The 13,606-nt window shown below is 67.2% G+C and carries 15 protein-coding genes and 1 riboswitch; of the genes, 3 read left to right on the forward strand and 12 right to left on the reverse strand.

Features of this window, described 5'->3' with window-relative positions:
* Window positions 1-143 precede the first annotated feature (143 nt).
* The 4 genes from ACLJRM_RS02050 to ACLJRM_RS02065 all read right to left on the reverse strand — a co-directional run bounded on the left by ACLJRM_RS02050 (window position 144) and on the right by ACLJRM_RS02065 (window position 2,972).
* The gene (locus ACLJRM_RS02050; protein WP_410662059.1) at window positions 144-386 is read right to left on the reverse strand and encodes a hypothetical protein; all 243 of its coding nucleotides are present in this window, start codon (window positions 384-386) and stop codon (window positions 144-146) included.
* Window positions 383-640 carry a helix-turn-helix domain-containing protein gene (locus tag ACLJRM_RS02055; protein ID WP_378344170.1) on the reverse strand — a complete coding sequence of 86 codons (258 nt, stop codon included), beginning with the start codon at window positions 638-640 and terminating at the stop codon, window positions 383-385. The genes ACLJRM_RS02050 and ACLJRM_RS02055 overlap by 4 nt, the downstream gene beginning before the upstream one ends.
* A 467-nt stretch (window positions 641-1,107) precedes the next feature.
* The gene (locus tag ACLJRM_RS02060; RefSeq protein WP_410662060.1) at window positions 1,108-2,187 is read right to left on the reverse strand and encodes a hypothetical protein; all 1,080 of its coding nucleotides are present in this window, start codon (window positions 2,185-2,187) and stop codon (window positions 1,108-1,110) included.
* Window positions 2,187-2,972, reverse strand: coding sequence for a hypothetical protein (locus ACLJRM_RS02065; protein WP_410662061.1), 786 nt, complete (start codon window positions 2,970-2,972; stop codon window positions 2,187-2,189). Before ACLJRM_RS02065 ends, ACLJRM_RS02060 begins: the two co-directional genes overlap by 1 nt.
* A 511-nt stretch (window positions 2,973-3,483) precedes the next feature.
* On the opposite strand from ACLJRM_RS02065, the gene ACLJRM_RS02070 reads away from it, so the two are divergent.
* Window positions 3,484-3,939, forward strand: a complete 456-nt coding sequence (locus ACLJRM_RS02070) for a hypothetical protein (protein WP_410662062.1) — start codon at window positions 3,484-3,486, stop codon at window positions 3,937-3,939.
* Between the two features lie 154 nt (window positions 3,940-4,093).
* Here the strand turns inward: ACLJRM_RS02070 and ACLJRM_RS02075 are convergent, their stop codons facing one another.
* Together ACLJRM_RS02075 and ACLJRM_RS02080 are read right to left on the reverse strand one after the other, a co-directional pair.
* Complete coding sequence (locus ACLJRM_RS02075; RefSeq protein WP_101607601.1) at window positions 4,094-4,921, reverse strand: aldo/keto reductase; 828 nt, start codon at window positions 4,919-4,921, stop codon at window positions 4,094-4,096.
* Window positions 4,922-4,969: 48 nt separating this feature from the next.
* The gene (locus ACLJRM_RS02080) at window positions 4,970-5,797 is read right to left on the reverse strand and encodes a helix-turn-helix domain-containing protein (RefSeq protein ID WP_168214314.1); all 828 of its coding nucleotides are present in this window, start codon (window positions 5,795-5,797) and stop codon (window positions 4,970-4,972) included.
* Between the two features lie 111 nt (window positions 5,798-5,908).
* Between ACLJRM_RS02080 and ACLJRM_RS02085 the strand changes: the two genes are divergently transcribed.
* Entirely contained in the window at window positions 5,909-6,271 is a 363-nt protein-coding gene (locus tag ACLJRM_RS02085) for a nuclear transport factor 2 family protein (protein WP_101607600.1), read from the forward strand.
* Window positions 6,272-6,274: 3 nt separating this feature from the next.
* On the opposite strand, the gene gcvP is transcribed toward ACLJRM_RS02085, so the two are convergent.
* Both gcvP and ACLJRM_RS02095 read right to left on the reverse strand, forming a co-directional pair.
* Window positions 6,275-9,154, reverse strand: coding sequence for an aminomethyl-transferring glycine dehydrogenase (gene gcvP, locus ACLJRM_RS02090; protein WP_410662063.1), 2,880 nt, complete (start codon window positions 9,152-9,154; stop codon window positions 6,275-6,277).
* A gap of 172 nt (window positions 9,155-9,326) precedes the next feature.
* Window positions 9,327-9,423, reverse strand: a riboswitch (glycine riboswitch).
* Window positions 9,424-9,469: 46 nt separating this feature from the next.
* Window positions 9,470-10,051 (reverse strand): MerR family transcriptional regulator, encoded by a 582-nt coding sequence (locus ACLJRM_RS02095; protein ID WP_410662064.1) that lies wholly within the window; start codon window positions 10,049-10,051, stop codon window positions 9,470-9,472.
* A gap of 297 nt (window positions 10,052-10,348) precedes the next feature.
* Here ACLJRM_RS02095 and ACLJRM_RS02100 point away from each other — a divergent pair, with 297 nt between their 5' ends.
* Complete coding sequence (locus ACLJRM_RS02100) at window positions 10,349-10,969, forward strand: TetR/AcrR family transcriptional regulator (protein WP_410662065.1); 621 nt, start codon at window positions 10,349-10,351, stop codon at window positions 10,967-10,969.
* A 165-nt stretch (window positions 10,970-11,134) separates the two neighbouring features.
* Here the strand turns inward: ACLJRM_RS02100 and ACLJRM_RS02105 are convergent, their stop codons facing one another.
* The 4 genes from ACLJRM_RS02105 to gcvH form a co-directional block, all read right to left on the reverse strand.
* Window positions 11,135-11,608 carry a bifunctional nuclease family protein gene (locus ACLJRM_RS02105; RefSeq protein WP_005150031.1) on the reverse strand — a complete coding sequence of 158 codons (474 nt, stop codon included), beginning with the start codon at window positions 11,606-11,608 and terminating at the stop codon, window positions 11,135-11,137.
* A 219-nt stretch (window positions 11,609-11,827) separates the two neighbouring features.
* Complete coding sequence (locus ACLJRM_RS02110; protein WP_168214313.1) at window positions 11,828-12,589, reverse strand: MerR family transcriptional regulator; 762 nt, start codon at window positions 12,587-12,589, stop codon at window positions 11,828-11,830.
* On the reverse strand, window positions 12,586-13,053 hold the full coding sequence (gene garA / locus ACLJRM_RS02115; RefSeq protein ID WP_016334077.1) for a glycogen accumulation regulator GarA: 468 nt from the start codon (window positions 13,051-13,053) through the stop codon (window positions 12,586-12,588). Before garA ends, ACLJRM_RS02110 begins: the two co-directional genes overlap by 4 nt.
* Window positions 13,054-13,178: 125 nt before the next feature.
* Window positions 13,179-13,562 carry a glycine cleavage system protein GcvH gene (gene gcvH, locus ACLJRM_RS02120; RefSeq protein ID WP_101607596.1) on the reverse strand — a complete coding sequence of 128 codons (384 nt, stop codon included), beginning with the start codon at window positions 13,560-13,562 and terminating at the stop codon, window positions 13,179-13,181.
* Window positions 13,563-13,606: the final 44 nt, after the last annotated feature.

Raw genomic sequence — 13,606 nt, forward strand, 5'->3', positions numbered from 1 at the left:
GGCGGGACGGATCGTGAGGGCGTGAGTCGGCCGTTCGGCCATAGTGGATTGCCTGCCTTTCGCGTCGAAGGAATGGAAGGCGTGCCCGCCCCAGGGGAAGGGGGTCTCCTGGACCGGGGCGGGCACGCCAGCGCGGCCTGGCGCTAGGCCGCGCGTTCCGCTCGCCGACGCGGCGGACGTCTCCGCGCGCTCGGGGTGCCAGCGGGCGGCGCCTGAGGAAGCTTGATCGGCTGCACGACGGCCGCGATCTGCTCGGCGACGTCGTCGGGTACGGGCGGGGCGGTACTCACCGCCTGCTCGATGGTCGTCCATTCGGGATCGAGCAAGGTCAGTCCCCGTTCGGCGTAGAACGCCTCTGTCCACGCGCGATCCAGACCGGCGGTCATGCCGCGTCCCGGCGGGTGTAGGGGCTGACGAGGTCGACGTCGGTGAAGACGAACAGGGTGCCCCGGTCGACACCGAGCGCGTCTTCGACGCGAGCGGCGGTATCGACCCGGACGGTGTCACGCCTGCCCTGCAAGAGCAGGTTGATCGCGGTGGCGCTCATCCCGATCTTGCGGGCTAGTTCTCGTTGAGTGCCTTGGGTATTCACCAGTTCTACGAGCGCAGGCAGGCTGCGCACGCACACGGAGACCGTCATGCGAGTGACCTTTCGTCTCACTCAAGCGCAACGGTCGGCAGGTGTCTGGGCGTCTGCGTGAAGCGCGTGGTCCGTTGAATGTGGACGCCACCGTAAGCATGATCGACTTTCCCCGTCAACACGGGAAAAACTGTCCCGAGCGTTTGCGGAAAGCTGGCATGGCCTAGCGGATCGGTCTCTCTCCGTAAAGTACTTCGCCCGAGTGACAAAGCCTTAGTTTCGCCTAGGAGCTGACTTCTCCGAGGCGTAGCGGCATTTTTCGGGAGCCTTACTTTCCCGCGTGTGCCGCAGATTCTCGCTCAGTACGGAGGTAAGGCAGGTTTGTGCCCCCTTTGAGGGAACGGCGCACGGAGAACGAGCCAGGTCCGGTGTGGTGGTTGTCATCCCCGCGTAACCCCCGGACCACCTCGTCGGCGCACGACAGAGCCCCCGGTCACCTAGTGACCGGGGGCTCTGTCCTCTATAGATTAACGCTTGCTGATCAGCTTCCACGCCAGGTTCGCCATCGCCACGACGGGCATGGTGACGAACTTGTCGCGGAAGGTCGGGTGAGCCGCGATCTTCGGGTGATCGTAGACGGCGACGATCGCGTTGGCGGTCTGCACGTCGACGACCGTCCCGTCGATCTTCACCATCGCGAAGTCCGCGACGGCCTTCCGCAGGATCGTGATCCGGTCCGGCTCCGTCTCGGTCGCCTCCGGCAGGCTGTCCACGATCTCGGCCATCTCCGCGTGTTCCCGCCAGTGCTCAGTGTCCCGGCAGCGATCGCAGGTGACCTCCCGCGGATCACCGGACAGGATCGGCTCGGTCAACCTGGTCGTACAGGCCGTCTTCTCCGGGTTGCCCGGCGAGAGGAAGTGGATGGTGCCGCCGCTCTCGACGTACGCCGCCCTCCACCCCTCCTGGAAGGCCAGCATGATCGAGGCCGCGCCGGTGCCGACCTCCATGTCCTTGATGGCCTCGCGCACGGCCGGGTTCAGCGCGGGAGCACCGTGCTCGCCAGCGAGGAACGCCTGTCGGCCCACCTCAAAGAAAGTCGCGAGCTCACTCTTCACCGTTCCTCCTTCACTGGGGTGCACTTCGAGAATCCGTTCCCGGTTGACCTTGTGCGGCCACGGGAACCCCGCCTCCACGCCTACCGTGACCCGGTTGACTTTGAGCAGCCGATACCAGCCGTCGTCGGTACGTACCGCCTTGGCGGCCTTCAACTCCTCCTCGGTGTACGGGACCGGCACCGCCCTTCGTAGCCTGGTCACCCGCGCGAGGCGACCTCGATAGGTCTGGTCCGCGCTCTGGAATTCGTTGTACGCGTCCAGATCCAGTTCCATCTTCCGGTCGGCGCGCTGCCGCTGCGTCCCAGTCGTCCGCCGTCGGATACCGGACACAATGGCCGGATCGGTCTCGAACTCCGAACGCGGCGCCGTGCGCCTGTCGAACTTCTCCTCCAGGCGGTCCCGTTTCTCCTTCGCGGTCTTCATCGCCGCCTCGGCGACCTGCAAGACCTCGGCGTAGCTGTCGACCGTGACGTTGGTGTGCAAAGTGACCATCAGGCACCACCCCTCGGCATCGTGAGGTCGTGCAAGGAGACAGGCAGGACATGCCCGAACAGCTCGAACCACTCCCGACCGCAAGCGAAATGCACGACATAGGCTCCGCTTGCCGCATACGCGGTGTGGCCCGAAGGCGGGTCGTTCGCGGGTCGAACCGCCAGATCCCCGGCCCTGGTCTCCTTCAGTAACACCAGCGGGAAGCCCTCGCGGACAGGCTGGGCCTTCGGCACATCATCGCCGACGATGAACACTTCGCCGACCGTAGGATCGCTGCTGATCACCCTGCTGTGATCCGGTCGGGGAAAAGTGAGCGGGCGAAGGACCGTGGCTCGCAACCCGTACAGAACTGGCCGGTCCTCACGTTTCCTGCCCCATCGCTTGGATCCATGGCTCTGGATCGCGTGGGAGACAGCGTTGGTCACCATCCACCGACGTTCGGCATCGGTCACGAGTTCTCCGATATCGGCCTGGCCAACGTGGAGATCGCGTGGCAGCCCCGGCGGGCGCCACTCGACACCTGTGAACTCCTCCGAGCCGATCAGCATCCCCGCGCGGTCGTATACCTCGGCGACCAGCATGAGGAAGACGAGGCGCTTCGCCAGGAACTCGTGCTGGTCGTGGGCCGTGTACTTGCCCACTTCGAACGTCAGCGGTGACACAGTCTGGTCAATCACGTCCGGCCTGATCGTGACAGTCCAGCCCTCGCCAACCCGCAAGTCCCACTCCGCCAGCACCTCGGGCGGCACGACCTTCTCGCCGTCCTGAAGCTCTCCTCGGATCACGACCGCACCTCCCAGCTCAGCGCGGGAGAAGCCTGGAGCTCATCGTCCACAAGCTCCGCACGGAAGCGCGTGACGACGTGACCGGGCGCGATGATCCGCCCCAGCCGAATGCCGGCAATCCACCCCGCTTCATCCGATGTGGACGCGTTCGGCCACGTCCCCACGAGATGCTGCCGACGGTCAAACTCGGTAGACCGGTCGTCTATTACGCGGCACACCTCTGCCGCCTGATCTTGAAAGACCAATTCCTCGGGTCCTTTCACTCCTGTCCGGGCCTAGCCCAGGGAGACCCCTGGGGCGGAAAGGAGTGTCCCGCGAAACCGCCTTTTAGCCTCTCTATCAGGTAAAACGTCCCTCGGGAGCGATCAAGGAAATGATGGTTGCCGGACAACGCCAGGCGAGCACCGCTTCAATCCGGGTGGACGGAGCGAAAGCCCAATCTTGCTTGACCACCAAGACCCCATTAACCTACCCTTCAAGGGGGACTTAGAGTCTTCAAGAGGAGCGCGGGATGTCAAACACAAAGTGGGTCAACTTCACAGCAACAGTGCCGGAATGGGCTGTTACCGCGATGGCCGAACACGCCCTTCGATACACCGAAGAAGCGGTCAAACAAGACGCCTCTAAGGGGGAGGTCAGCGATGTAGCCGCGCTGGCGGCGAAGGCGTACCGGACCGGCAAGAGCCCGCATCGGCGGGCGCTGCTCAAGCTGCTGGCGCATGCGGGGATGGCGTCGCCGCCGCGCTGGGTGTCCTGGCAAGAGATCTGCGACGGGCTGAACATCAACGGGTCGACGGCGTCCGGCGTGCTCGGCGCACTGACTCGGGACCTGAAGGGCCATCTACCGTTCGAGCGCGAGAACGTCAACGGCATAGCGTCACTGCGGATGCACCCGAAGATGGCGAACGAGATCCTGAAGCTGGTCGAGGCCGACGCCGAGGCGACGCTGAGGGCGGCCGGGGAGTAGCGAGGAAAGCGGCGAGACGAACTTGGCCTGCTCGCCGCCTTGCCTCGTCCATTTCATGCGCTTGAACTGGCCAAACCCGCCCCGCTAGGCCACATGGGTGCTTGTGTGTCCTAATCCCGGTTTGGTTAGAACCGTCCTCGCCACTCACGAGTCCTCAGACCAGGTCGAAGGTGTCCGGGTCGGGGCCGGTGCGGGTCCCGTCGTCGAACTCGGCGAGCGCGGCGAGATCGTCTTCGGCGAGTTCGAAGTCGAAGACGTCGAAGTTCTCGCGGATCCGGGACGGGGTCACGGATTTCGGGATGGCCACGGTGCCGAGCTGCAGATGCCAGCGCAGCACCAGCTGCGCCGGGCTCTTGCCGTATTTGGCCGCGAGGGCGGTCAGGGTCGCGTCCGAAAGCAGCGATCCCTGCGCGAGCGGGCTCCACGCCTCGGTGACGATCCCGTGCTCGGCGTGGAACTCCCGCAGCGCCTTCTGCTGGAGCCGGGGGTGCAGCTCGACCTGGTTGACCGCGGGCACGATCCCCGTCTCGCCGAACAGCCGCCGCAGATGCGGGACGTGGAAGTTCGACACCCCGATGGCGCGCACGCGGCCGTCGGCGTAGAGCTTTTCCAGCGCCCGCCAGGTTTCGACGTACTTGCCGCGCGTCGGCATCGGCCAGTGGATCAGATAGAGGTCGACGTGCTCGAGGCCGAGTTCCGCGAGACTCGCGTCGAACGCCCGGAGCGCTTCGTCGTACCCGTGGCCCGGATTCGGCAGTTTCGTGGTGATGAACAGTTCGTCGCGCGGCACGCCCGCCGAGCGGATCGCCTCGCCGACACCGGCTTCGTTCCGGTACGACGCGGCGGTGTCGATGCTGCGGTACCCGGTTTCGATGGCGGTACGGACGACTTTGGCCGTGTCGCCCGCGGGCACCTGCCAGACGCCGAAACCGAGTTGGGGGATGGCTACCTCGTTGTTCAGGACGACGGAAGGCACGGCCATGGAAGGGAAATCCTCACTGGAGTCGGTGGCTGGGCTTCTTGCCCGGCATCATCCCACCCCGCGCCCGGCGTACGCGCGCAAGTACTCCGCCGTGGCCGTGTCGGCCGGGAAGAACGACTCGATCATCAGCTCGGCGACCGTGATGTCCAACGGCGTCCCGAAGGTGGAGACCGTGCTGAAGAACGTGAGATCCACGCCCTCGTGCCGCAGTCGCAGCGGGACGAAGATGTCGCCAGGGCCGGGAACCTCCACCTCGGGGACGGGATCATCGCACGGATAGGTGAGCAGTTCCTCCAGCAGCTCCGTCAGCGCCGGGTCCGCCGTCTGGGTGACCTGGCGCCGCAGCCTGCCGAGCAGGTGGGCACGCCACTCCCCCAGGTTGAGCACGTAAGGCGCCATGCCTTCCGGATGCAGTGTCAGCCGGAGGACGTTGGCGGGCGGGGCCATCAAGGTGGGTGAGACCAGGTCGGTCATGATCGACACACTCGCGTTGGCGTCGACCAGGTTCCAGCCGCGATCGACGACGGCGGCCGGATAGGGCTCGTGACTCGTCATCAACTGCCGGACAGCCTTGCGGACCGCCGCCATTTCCGGGTCGCCGAGCCCGCTCTCGGAGTACGCGGGCGCGTAGCCCGCCGCCAGCAGCAGCTGATTGCGTTCCCTCAAGGGCACCTCCAGATGCTCGCCGAGCCTCAGCACCATGTCGCGGCTGGGCTTGGACCGCCCGGTCTCCACGAAGCTCAGGTGCCTGGTCGAGATCTCCGCCGAGATGGCGAGGTCGAGCTGGCTGATCCGGCGGCGATCACGCCATTCCCGCAGCAGTTCGCCGACGGATCGGCCGGCGCGGCTCGCGATCACTGTGGTCGTCACGATCACGAACTTACGGCCACGTGCGCCGGGCCGCCATTACCTCCCGCGTAATCGACGTGACCCACCTTCGACGGACAGAGTTGCGGCATCGGTTACCCCACAACGAAAGAGGACACCATGTCGGACATCCAGCGCGTCGCCGAGCAGTACATCGCCGTGTGGAACGAGACCGACGCGGACCAGCGCCGTGCGCTCATCGCCGAAGTGTTCACCGAGGACGCCGCCTACACCGACCCGCTCGGCGCGGTCACCGGTCACGACGGTGTCGACGGCTTCATCGCCGGCGCGCAGGCCCAGTTCGCCGGTCTGAAGTTCAGCCTGCCCGCGGCCCCCGACGCGCACCACGACATCGCGCGGTTCCAGTGGTACCTCGGCCCCGACGGCGCGGCGGAACCGCTGGCGATCGGCTTCGACGTCATCACCGTCGAGGACGGGCGGATCAAGCAGGTGCTGGGCTTTCTGGACAAGATGCCCGGCTGACGATCAGGCGAAGGCCTCCGGAGGCGGGCAGGAGCAGACGAGGTTGCGGTCACCCGCGGCCCCGTCGATCCGCCGCACCGGAGGCCAGATCTTCGACGCCGTGAACCCGGCCGGGAAGACCGCGATCTCCCTGCTGTACGGGCGATCCCACTCGCCCGCGAGGCAGCGCGCGGTGTGCGGGGCGTTCCGCAGCGGGCTCTCGGCCACCGGCCACTCCCCCGCCGCGACCTTCTCGATCTCGCCGCGGATCGCGATCATCGCGTCGCAGAACCGGTCGAGTTCGCCGAGGTCCTCGCTCTCGGTGGGCTCGACCATGAGCGTGCCCGCGACCGGGAAGGACATCGTCGGCGCGTGGAGGCCGTAGTCGGCCAGCCGCTTGGCGACGTCGTCGACGGTGACGCCGGTCCGCTTGGTGAGCGCGCGGAGGTCGAGGATGCATTCGTGCGCGACCAGACCGTCGTGGCCGGAGTACAGCACCGGGTAGTGCTCCGCGAGGCGTTTGGCGACGTAGTTGGCGTTCGCGACCGCGGTCATCGTCGCGCGCCTCAGGCCTCCGGCACCCATCATCCGGACATAAGCCCAGGAAATCGGCAGGATCGACGCGCTTCCCCACGGGGCGGCGCTGATCGGGCCCACGCCGGTGGCCGGGCCCGCGTCCGGCTGCAGCGGGTGGTTCGGCAGGTACGGCGCCAGGTGCGCGCGGACGCCGATCGGGCCGATACCCGGTCCGCCGCCGCCGTGCGGGATGCAGAAGGTCTTGTGCAGGTTGAGATGGGAGACATCGGCGCCGAACCGGCCGTACTGCGCCACCCCGATCAGCGCGTTCAGGTTCGCTCCGTCGACGTACACCTGGCCGCCCGCGTCGTGCACCAGCGCGCAGACCTCGCGGACGGTGTCCTCGTACACGCCGTGCGTGGAGGGATAGGTGATCATGATCGCGGCCAGGTCGTCCGCGTGCTCGTCCACTGTGGACTTGAGGTGGGCGAGGTCGATGTTCCCCTCGTCGTCGCATTTCACGACGACCACCCGCATCCCCGCCATGATCGCGCTGGCCGCGTTGGTCCCGTGGGCGCTCGACGGGATCAGGCAGACGTCCCTCGCCGCGTTCCCGCGTTCGCGATGGTAGGCCCGGATCGCCAGCAATCCGGCGAACTCGCCCTGGCTTCCGGCGTTCGGCTGCAAGGAAACCGCGTCGTAGCCGGTGATCCCGGCCAGCCACTGTTCCAGATCCTTGACGATGGACAGCAGACCGGCCGCGTCCTCGGCGGGCGCGAACGGGTGCAGGCCGGCGAACTCGGGCCAGGTGATCGGCTCCATTTCGGCCGTGGCGTTGAGTTTCATCGTGCACGAGCCGAGCGGGATCATGCTCCGGTCGAGCGCGACGTCCTTGTCGGACAACGCCCTCAGGTACCGCAGCAGTGCCGTTTCCGAGCGGTGCGTGTGGAAGACGGGATGCGTCAGGTAGTCGCTGGTGCGGCGCAGGTCCGGCGGGAAACCGTCGGCGGTGTCCGCGTCGAGTGAGTCCACATCGGACACCGCGACACCGAACGCTTTCCACACCAAGGAAAGATGCTCGCGGGTGGTCGTCTCGTCACAGGCGACGGCGACGTGGTCCGCGTCGACCTGCCGGAGGTTGACACCGAGTTCCCTCGCGGTGCCGACGACGCCGGTCGCGCGGCCGGGGACGGAGACCATGACGGTGTCGAAGAACTCGCAGTGCACGACGTCCACGCCGCTTTCGGCGAGCCCCGCCGCGAGCACGGTGGCCATCCGGTGCGCGCGGTTGGCGATGGCGCGCAGGCCTTCGGGACCGTGGTACACCGCGTACATCGAAGCGATGACGGCCAGGAGCACCTGTGCGGTGCAGATGTTGCTGGTCGCCTTCTCCCGGCGGATGTGCTGCTCACGGGTCTGCAGGGCGAGCCGGTACGCGGGGGCGCCGTCGGCGTCCTTCGACACTCCGACGAGCCGGCCGGGCAACTGACGTTCGAGCCCCTGCCGGACGGCGAGGTACGCGGCGTGCGGGCCGCCGAAACCCATCGGGACACCGAATCGCTGCGTCGATCCGACCGCGACGTCGGCGCCGAGCTCGCCCGGCGACCGCAGCAGGGTCAAGGCCAGCGGATCCGCGGCCATCACCACGGCCGCGCCCAGCGCCTTGGCCTCGGCGATGGTGTGGTCCCATTCGCGGACGACACCGGACGCGCCGGGATAGGACAGCAGCACTCCGTAGAAGTCGCCGCCGAGACCGAGTCCGGTGATGCCCTGCGACAGGTCGGCGGTCACCAGCTCGATGCCGAGCGGTTCAGCACGGGTGCGCAGGACCTCGATCGTCTGCGGCAGCGTGTCTTCGTCGACCACGAACCGGTTCGATTTCGCCTTGCCCGCCCTGCGGACCAGCGTCATCGCCTCCGCCGCGGCGGTCGCCTCGTCCAGCATGGAAGCGTTCGCGATCGGCAGGCCGGTCAGGTCGGCCACCATGGTCTGGAAGTTGAGCAGCGCTTCGAGGCGGCCTTGCGAGATCTCCGGCTGATACGGCGTGTACGCGGTGTACCAGGCCGGGCTTTCCAGCACGTTCCGGCGGATGACCGGCGGGGTGACGGTGTCGTGGTAGCCGAGGCCGATCATCTGGACCATCGGCCGGTTGCGCGCGGCGAGCGCGCGGAGCTCGGCGAGCGCGGCCGTCTCGGTGGCGGGCGGAGGCAGCTCCAGCGGAGTCGCGGATTCCCGGAGCGACGCGGGGACGGCGCGCTCGGCCAGTTCGTCGAGGGAACCGACGCCGACGACGTCGAGGATGCGCGCGAGTTCCTCCGCGCCGGGACCGATGTGCCGGTCCGCGAAGGGGGTTCCGGATTCGAGCGCGGCCAGTGAATCAGGCTCCATCGGGGACCTCCCAAGACGCGGGGGTGGGGCCGGGACGGATTGTCCCTGGCCCTCCCCACTCTGTCCGTACCCCCGTGGGGGCGCCTGAGAGTTTCGCCCGTGGGTTGAGTCGGGCTTGCACCGTCGGCGGAGCCGCCAGGTGGTGACCTGACGATTCACTTTCCAGAGGCGTCTAGTCCGCGCGGTCCAGGGTGCCTGAGAGGTTCCGGGGAGGACTTGCTCCTTCGGCGCCGGGCCGTTATCGGCTCGGTCTCTCCCGCGCGGATTCGTCGACCGCGGAAGTGAGCCTACCCTGCCGCTCGCGCGGCTTCATGATCAGCCGGTGCGACGTGCGTTACGGCGCTGCGTGAGCTCGTCGGGCGTGACGGTTTCGATCACGCCGCCGTCGGCCCGCTCGGCCGGGAACTCGTGGATGGTCCCGCTGATCTCCTGCATCGCCCCGCTGACCGCGATGCCGAAAACGCCCTGCCCGCCCTGGAGTAAATCGACGATCTCTTCGGGCGAAGTGCACTCGTAGACGGTGGTGCCGTCGGAGAACAGGGTGACCTTGGCCAGATCGCGGACACCGCGCAAGCGCAGGTGGTCGACGGCGACCCTGATGTTCTGCAACGAGACACCTGTGTCCAGCAGCCGCTTGACGACCTTCAGGACGAGGATGTCCTTGAACGAGTAGAGCCGCTGCGAACCGGATCCGTGCGCCGTGCGGATGCTCGGTGCGACCAGCTTCGTGCGGGCCCAGTAGTCGAGCTGCCGGTACGTGATCCCGGCGATCTGACAGGCGGCGGGACCGCGGTAGCCGACGAGTTCGTCCGGGAGGGAAGAGTCGGGGAACAGCTCGCCCTGCTCACCGTCAGCAACCGGAACGAGCGACTCTTGAGGGCTACCAGCCTCGACCACGCCATGCCTCCCCTCGCCCGACCTGGCGGCCGGCGAACAAAGCCGCGCGGACCCACGTGAGTCCGCACCGGAGTTCATCGTCAAGACGGATGCCCCAGACATCCGAATCACACCTTGGCGATTTACCTCCATTGACGGTAAGCGCGTCCGGCAAGGCGGTCAACGCGACGCGCGGTCAACCTCAAGCTCTTCTTGAGGCTTGTCGGAAACAGTCCCCCGTTCGGCCGCGCGCTTGTCAGTTTTACTCAGCCGTGTTAATTTTTACTCATGCAAGTAAATCCTTCCACCCAAAGCGCCATGCAAGAGGTGCAGGCGGAGCTCGGGCTGTCGGTCACCGAAGCCGCCCGGCGGGCCCAGATCGTCGGCGCCACGATCGCGACGATCTCCGATCTCGGCTACCACAAGACGTCGTTCGCGAAGATCAAGGAGCGGGCAGGGCTGTCCAGCACCCGGATCATCTCGTACCACTTCACCAACAAGGCCGGCCTGATGCAGGCCGTGGTCACCACCGCGACCGGGATGAAGGACAAGTTCCTCGAGGAGCGGATCCAGGGCACGACCGACCGGGCCGGGCTGCTGCGCGGCTACATCGAAGCGGAGATCGAGTTCCTCGGCTCGTACCCGGAGCTGGTGCGGGTCATGGTCGAGATGGCTTCGAGCGGATCGGACGCCGAAGGCTGGTTCATGTCGGCGCCGATCGTCGAAGAGTTCCGCACCGGCCGGCTCGAGCGTCAGCTGCGACAGGGACAGCAAGAAGGCGCTTTCGGCGACTTCGCGCCGGACGTGATGGCGCTGTCGATCGCCCAGGCCATCGACGGCGTCGCCGCGAAGTTCGCGGCCGACCCGAAGCTGGACCTGGAGCGGTACGGGCGGGAACTGGCGGACCTGTTCACGCGGGCCACCGCCGCACCAAAGTGACCCGCCTGACGCAGCACCACGAAGGTGACCGAGGTCTTTTGATCTTTTGAAGTCGCGCGCCTTTTGGCCGACAGGCCCCGGGATCGCGATGGCAGGGCGCCCTTCGGGAGAACGCGAGTTCACCTGCCAAGGCGCGCCCTGGCAGCGCGATCCCGGTTAGCGCGATTAAGTGTCCGCGCCGCGGAAGTCCTCCGGCGAGACGGAGTCGAGGAACTCGCGGAACTTCTCGACCTCGTCCTCCTGCTCGTCGGGAATGATGAGGCCCGCCTCCTCCAGCACCGCGTCCACGGCGTGGATCGGAACCCCCACCCGCAGCGCCAGGGCGACCGAATCGCTCGGCCGCGCCGAAACCCGGATGTCCCCGTCGAAGACCAGTTCCGCGAAGAACGTGCCTTCCTTCAAGTCGGTGATGACGACCTGCTCCAGCTCACGGCCCAGCGCCCCGATGACCTCCTTGAGCAGGTCATGGGTGAGCGGACGGGCCGGGCGGACTCCCTGCTGCTCCAAGGCGATGGCGGTGGCCTCGACCGAGCCGATCCAGATCGGCAGGTAACGCTCGCCTTCGGTTTCCCGTAGCAACAAGATCGGCTGATTCGCGGGTAGCTCCACCCGCACGCCGACGACGCGCATCTCGCTCATCGGGCTTCGCCTCCCTCTCGTGCGCACGGGCTGCAACGCTTGTCTCGACGATCAAGCGACGGTGATCCCGACGCTACCCGTCTTCCGAGCGCTGTGCTCGCTGTCCTGACATTCTCGGTTCGCCCGTGGCAAACCCGACTCTCACGGTACGGCATAGGGTGCCGAACATTCAGTCATTGACAAGTGGCCTCACAAGGGTTCCTGTGTCCCCGGAGCCGCTCAGCCGCCCGTGACGGCGCGTATTCCGGCCTTCACCAAGAGCGTATGTAACGCCACGGTCAGTGCGGCGAGCTCGCGGACGACCTCGTCGCCCCTCGCTTGGGCGTCCTCGTCACGGTGCCGATACACCGGGGTCACGATCTGCTCCAGCAGGCCGACTTCGCGGTCGGCCGCGGCCCGGAAGGCACGCAGATGTCTCGGCTCGATACCGAATTCGGTCATCGCTTTCACGGTCTTCGCCACGAGGACCGAGTCGGGGTCGTAGAACCCCGCCGCGCCTGGGCGGACGAGACCGTATTGCCGCAGCTCAGCCAGGGTGGCGGCGTCGATGCCGGCCTGGCGGAGCAGATCTTCCTCGGTCAGCCTGATCTCGCGATCGGTCTCGAAGTCCCCGGGGGACGGCAGTCCGCCGTTTTCCCCCGGGGACTCGAGCGAAACGAGTTTCCGCGGCGGTTTGGGAGCCGCCGCCGAAGGCGCGGCACCCTGATCCGCCGCGTCGAGCTGTTCCTTGATGACCTTCAGCGGAAGGTAGTGATCCCGCTGGGCGGACAGGACGAATCGCAAGCGCTCCACGTCCGCCGGAGCGAACTGCCTGTACCCCGACGGGGTCCGGCCCGGCTGGACCAGACCTTCCGCTTCGAGGAACCGGATCTTGGAGATGGTGACGTCGGGGAAGTCGCCGCGCAGTTGTGCCAGCACGGCCCCGATGCTCAACCCATCGCGCTGCGACGCATCCCGATCAGGCCGCCCGGCCGCCGTCACCGTGCCCCCTGGCCCCCGGAACCCGGGCCGGTCAGGAAGACCAGGCGGAACTTGCCGATCTGCACCTCGTCGCCACCGGCGAGGACGGCCTGGTCGACCGGCTCGCGGTTGACGTAGGTGCCGTTGAGGCTGCCGACGTCGATGACGACGAACTCGCCACCCTCACGGCGGAACTCGGCGTGCCGCCGGGAAACCGTGACGTCGTCGAGGAAGATGTCGCTGTCCGGGTGCCGTCCCGCACTGGTGGTGTCGCGGTCCAGCAGGAAGCGCGAACCCGCGTTCGGGCCGCGCTTGACGACCAGCAGCGCGGAACCCGCGGGCAGCGCGTCCACACCCTGGACGGGGGCCTCGGCAGCCGGAGGAGCCTCAGTGCCTTCGACGTCGGCCAGGAAGTCGGCCCGGAAGACAGAAGTCCGCTCCGGAGACTGCTCCGGGGGAACGCCGGGCCCGTCGTTCGTGCTCACCTGAGCTCTCCTAACGCATGTGTGTTGCCACTACTCAAGAACGTGCAGAGGTCAAACGTACCGTGCCTGATCGAATCTCCGGTCCGCGGCTCCCCCTACTCTCGCGGGAGGGCCGCGGCCTGCGGCTATTCCTTGATCAGCGCCTGGTACGCCTCGGCCTCGAGCAGCGAATCGACCGAGCTCGCGTCGTCGAGACGGAGCTCGACCAGCCAGCCCTCACCATAGGGGTCGCTGTTGATCAGTTCGGGCGACTCGGCCACCGCGTCGTTGACCGCGACCACCTCGCCGTCGAGCGGGGCGAACAGCTCCGAAACGCTCTTGGTCGACTCGACCTCGCCGAAGGCGTCGCCGGAGCCGACCTGCTTGCCGACCTCGGGGAGGTCGACGAACACCACGTCACCGAGCTGGTCCTGGGCGTACTCCGTGATGCCCACGCGCACGAGCCCTCCGTCGCGTACGGAGACCCACTCGTGCTCCTCGGTGTAGCGCAGTTCTTCTGGAGTGGACAACGCCGCTCCCCTTTCTCATGCCCTCGCTCGAAACCGACGCGCGC

The sequence above is a fragment of the Amycolatopsis sp. lyj-84 genome (genome assembly GCF_046549075.1).
Classification (GTDB): domain Bacteria; phylum Actinomycetota; class Actinomycetes; order Mycobacteriales; family Pseudonocardiaceae; genus Amycolatopsis.

Bases quoted from the DNA above. Each gene is read 5' to 3' on its own strand.
- ACLJRM_RS02100 (WP_410662065.1), top strand. From the start codon at position 10,349: ATGCAAGAGGTGCAGGCGGAGCTCGGGCTGTCGGTCACCGAAGCCGCC.
- ACLJRM_RS02060 (WP_410662060.1), bottom strand. From the start codon at position 2,187: ATGGTCACTTTGCACACCAACGTCACGGTCGACAGCTACGCCGAGGTC.
- ACLJRM_RS02055 (WP_378344170.1), bottom strand. From the start codon at position 640: ATGACGGTCTCCGTGTGCGTGCGCAGCCTGCCTGCGCTCGTAGAACTG.
- ACLJRM_RS02105 (WP_005150031.1), bottom strand. From the start codon at position 11,608: ATGAGCGAGATGCGCGTCGTCGGCGTGCGGGTGGAGCTACCCGCGAAT.
- ACLJRM_RS02050 (WP_410662059.1), bottom strand. From the start codon at position 386: ATGACCGCCGGTCTGGATCGCGCGTGGACAGAGGCGTTCTACGCCGAA.
- gcvP (WP_410662063.1), bottom strand. From the start codon at position 9,154: ATGGAGCCTGATTCACTGGCCGCGCTCGAATCCGGAACCCCCTTCGCG.
- ACLJRM_RS02070 (WP_410662062.1), top strand. From the start codon at position 3,484: ATGTCAAACACAAAGTGGGTCAACTTCACAGCAACAGTGCCGGAATGG.
- ACLJRM_RS02075 (WP_101607601.1), bottom strand. From the start codon at position 4,921: ATGGCCGTGCCTTCCGTCGTCCTGAACAACGAGGTAGCCATCCCCCAA.
- ACLJRM_RS02085 (WP_101607600.1), top strand. From the start codon at position 5,909: ATGTCGGACATCCAGCGCGTCGCCGAGCAGTACATCGCCGTGTGGAAC.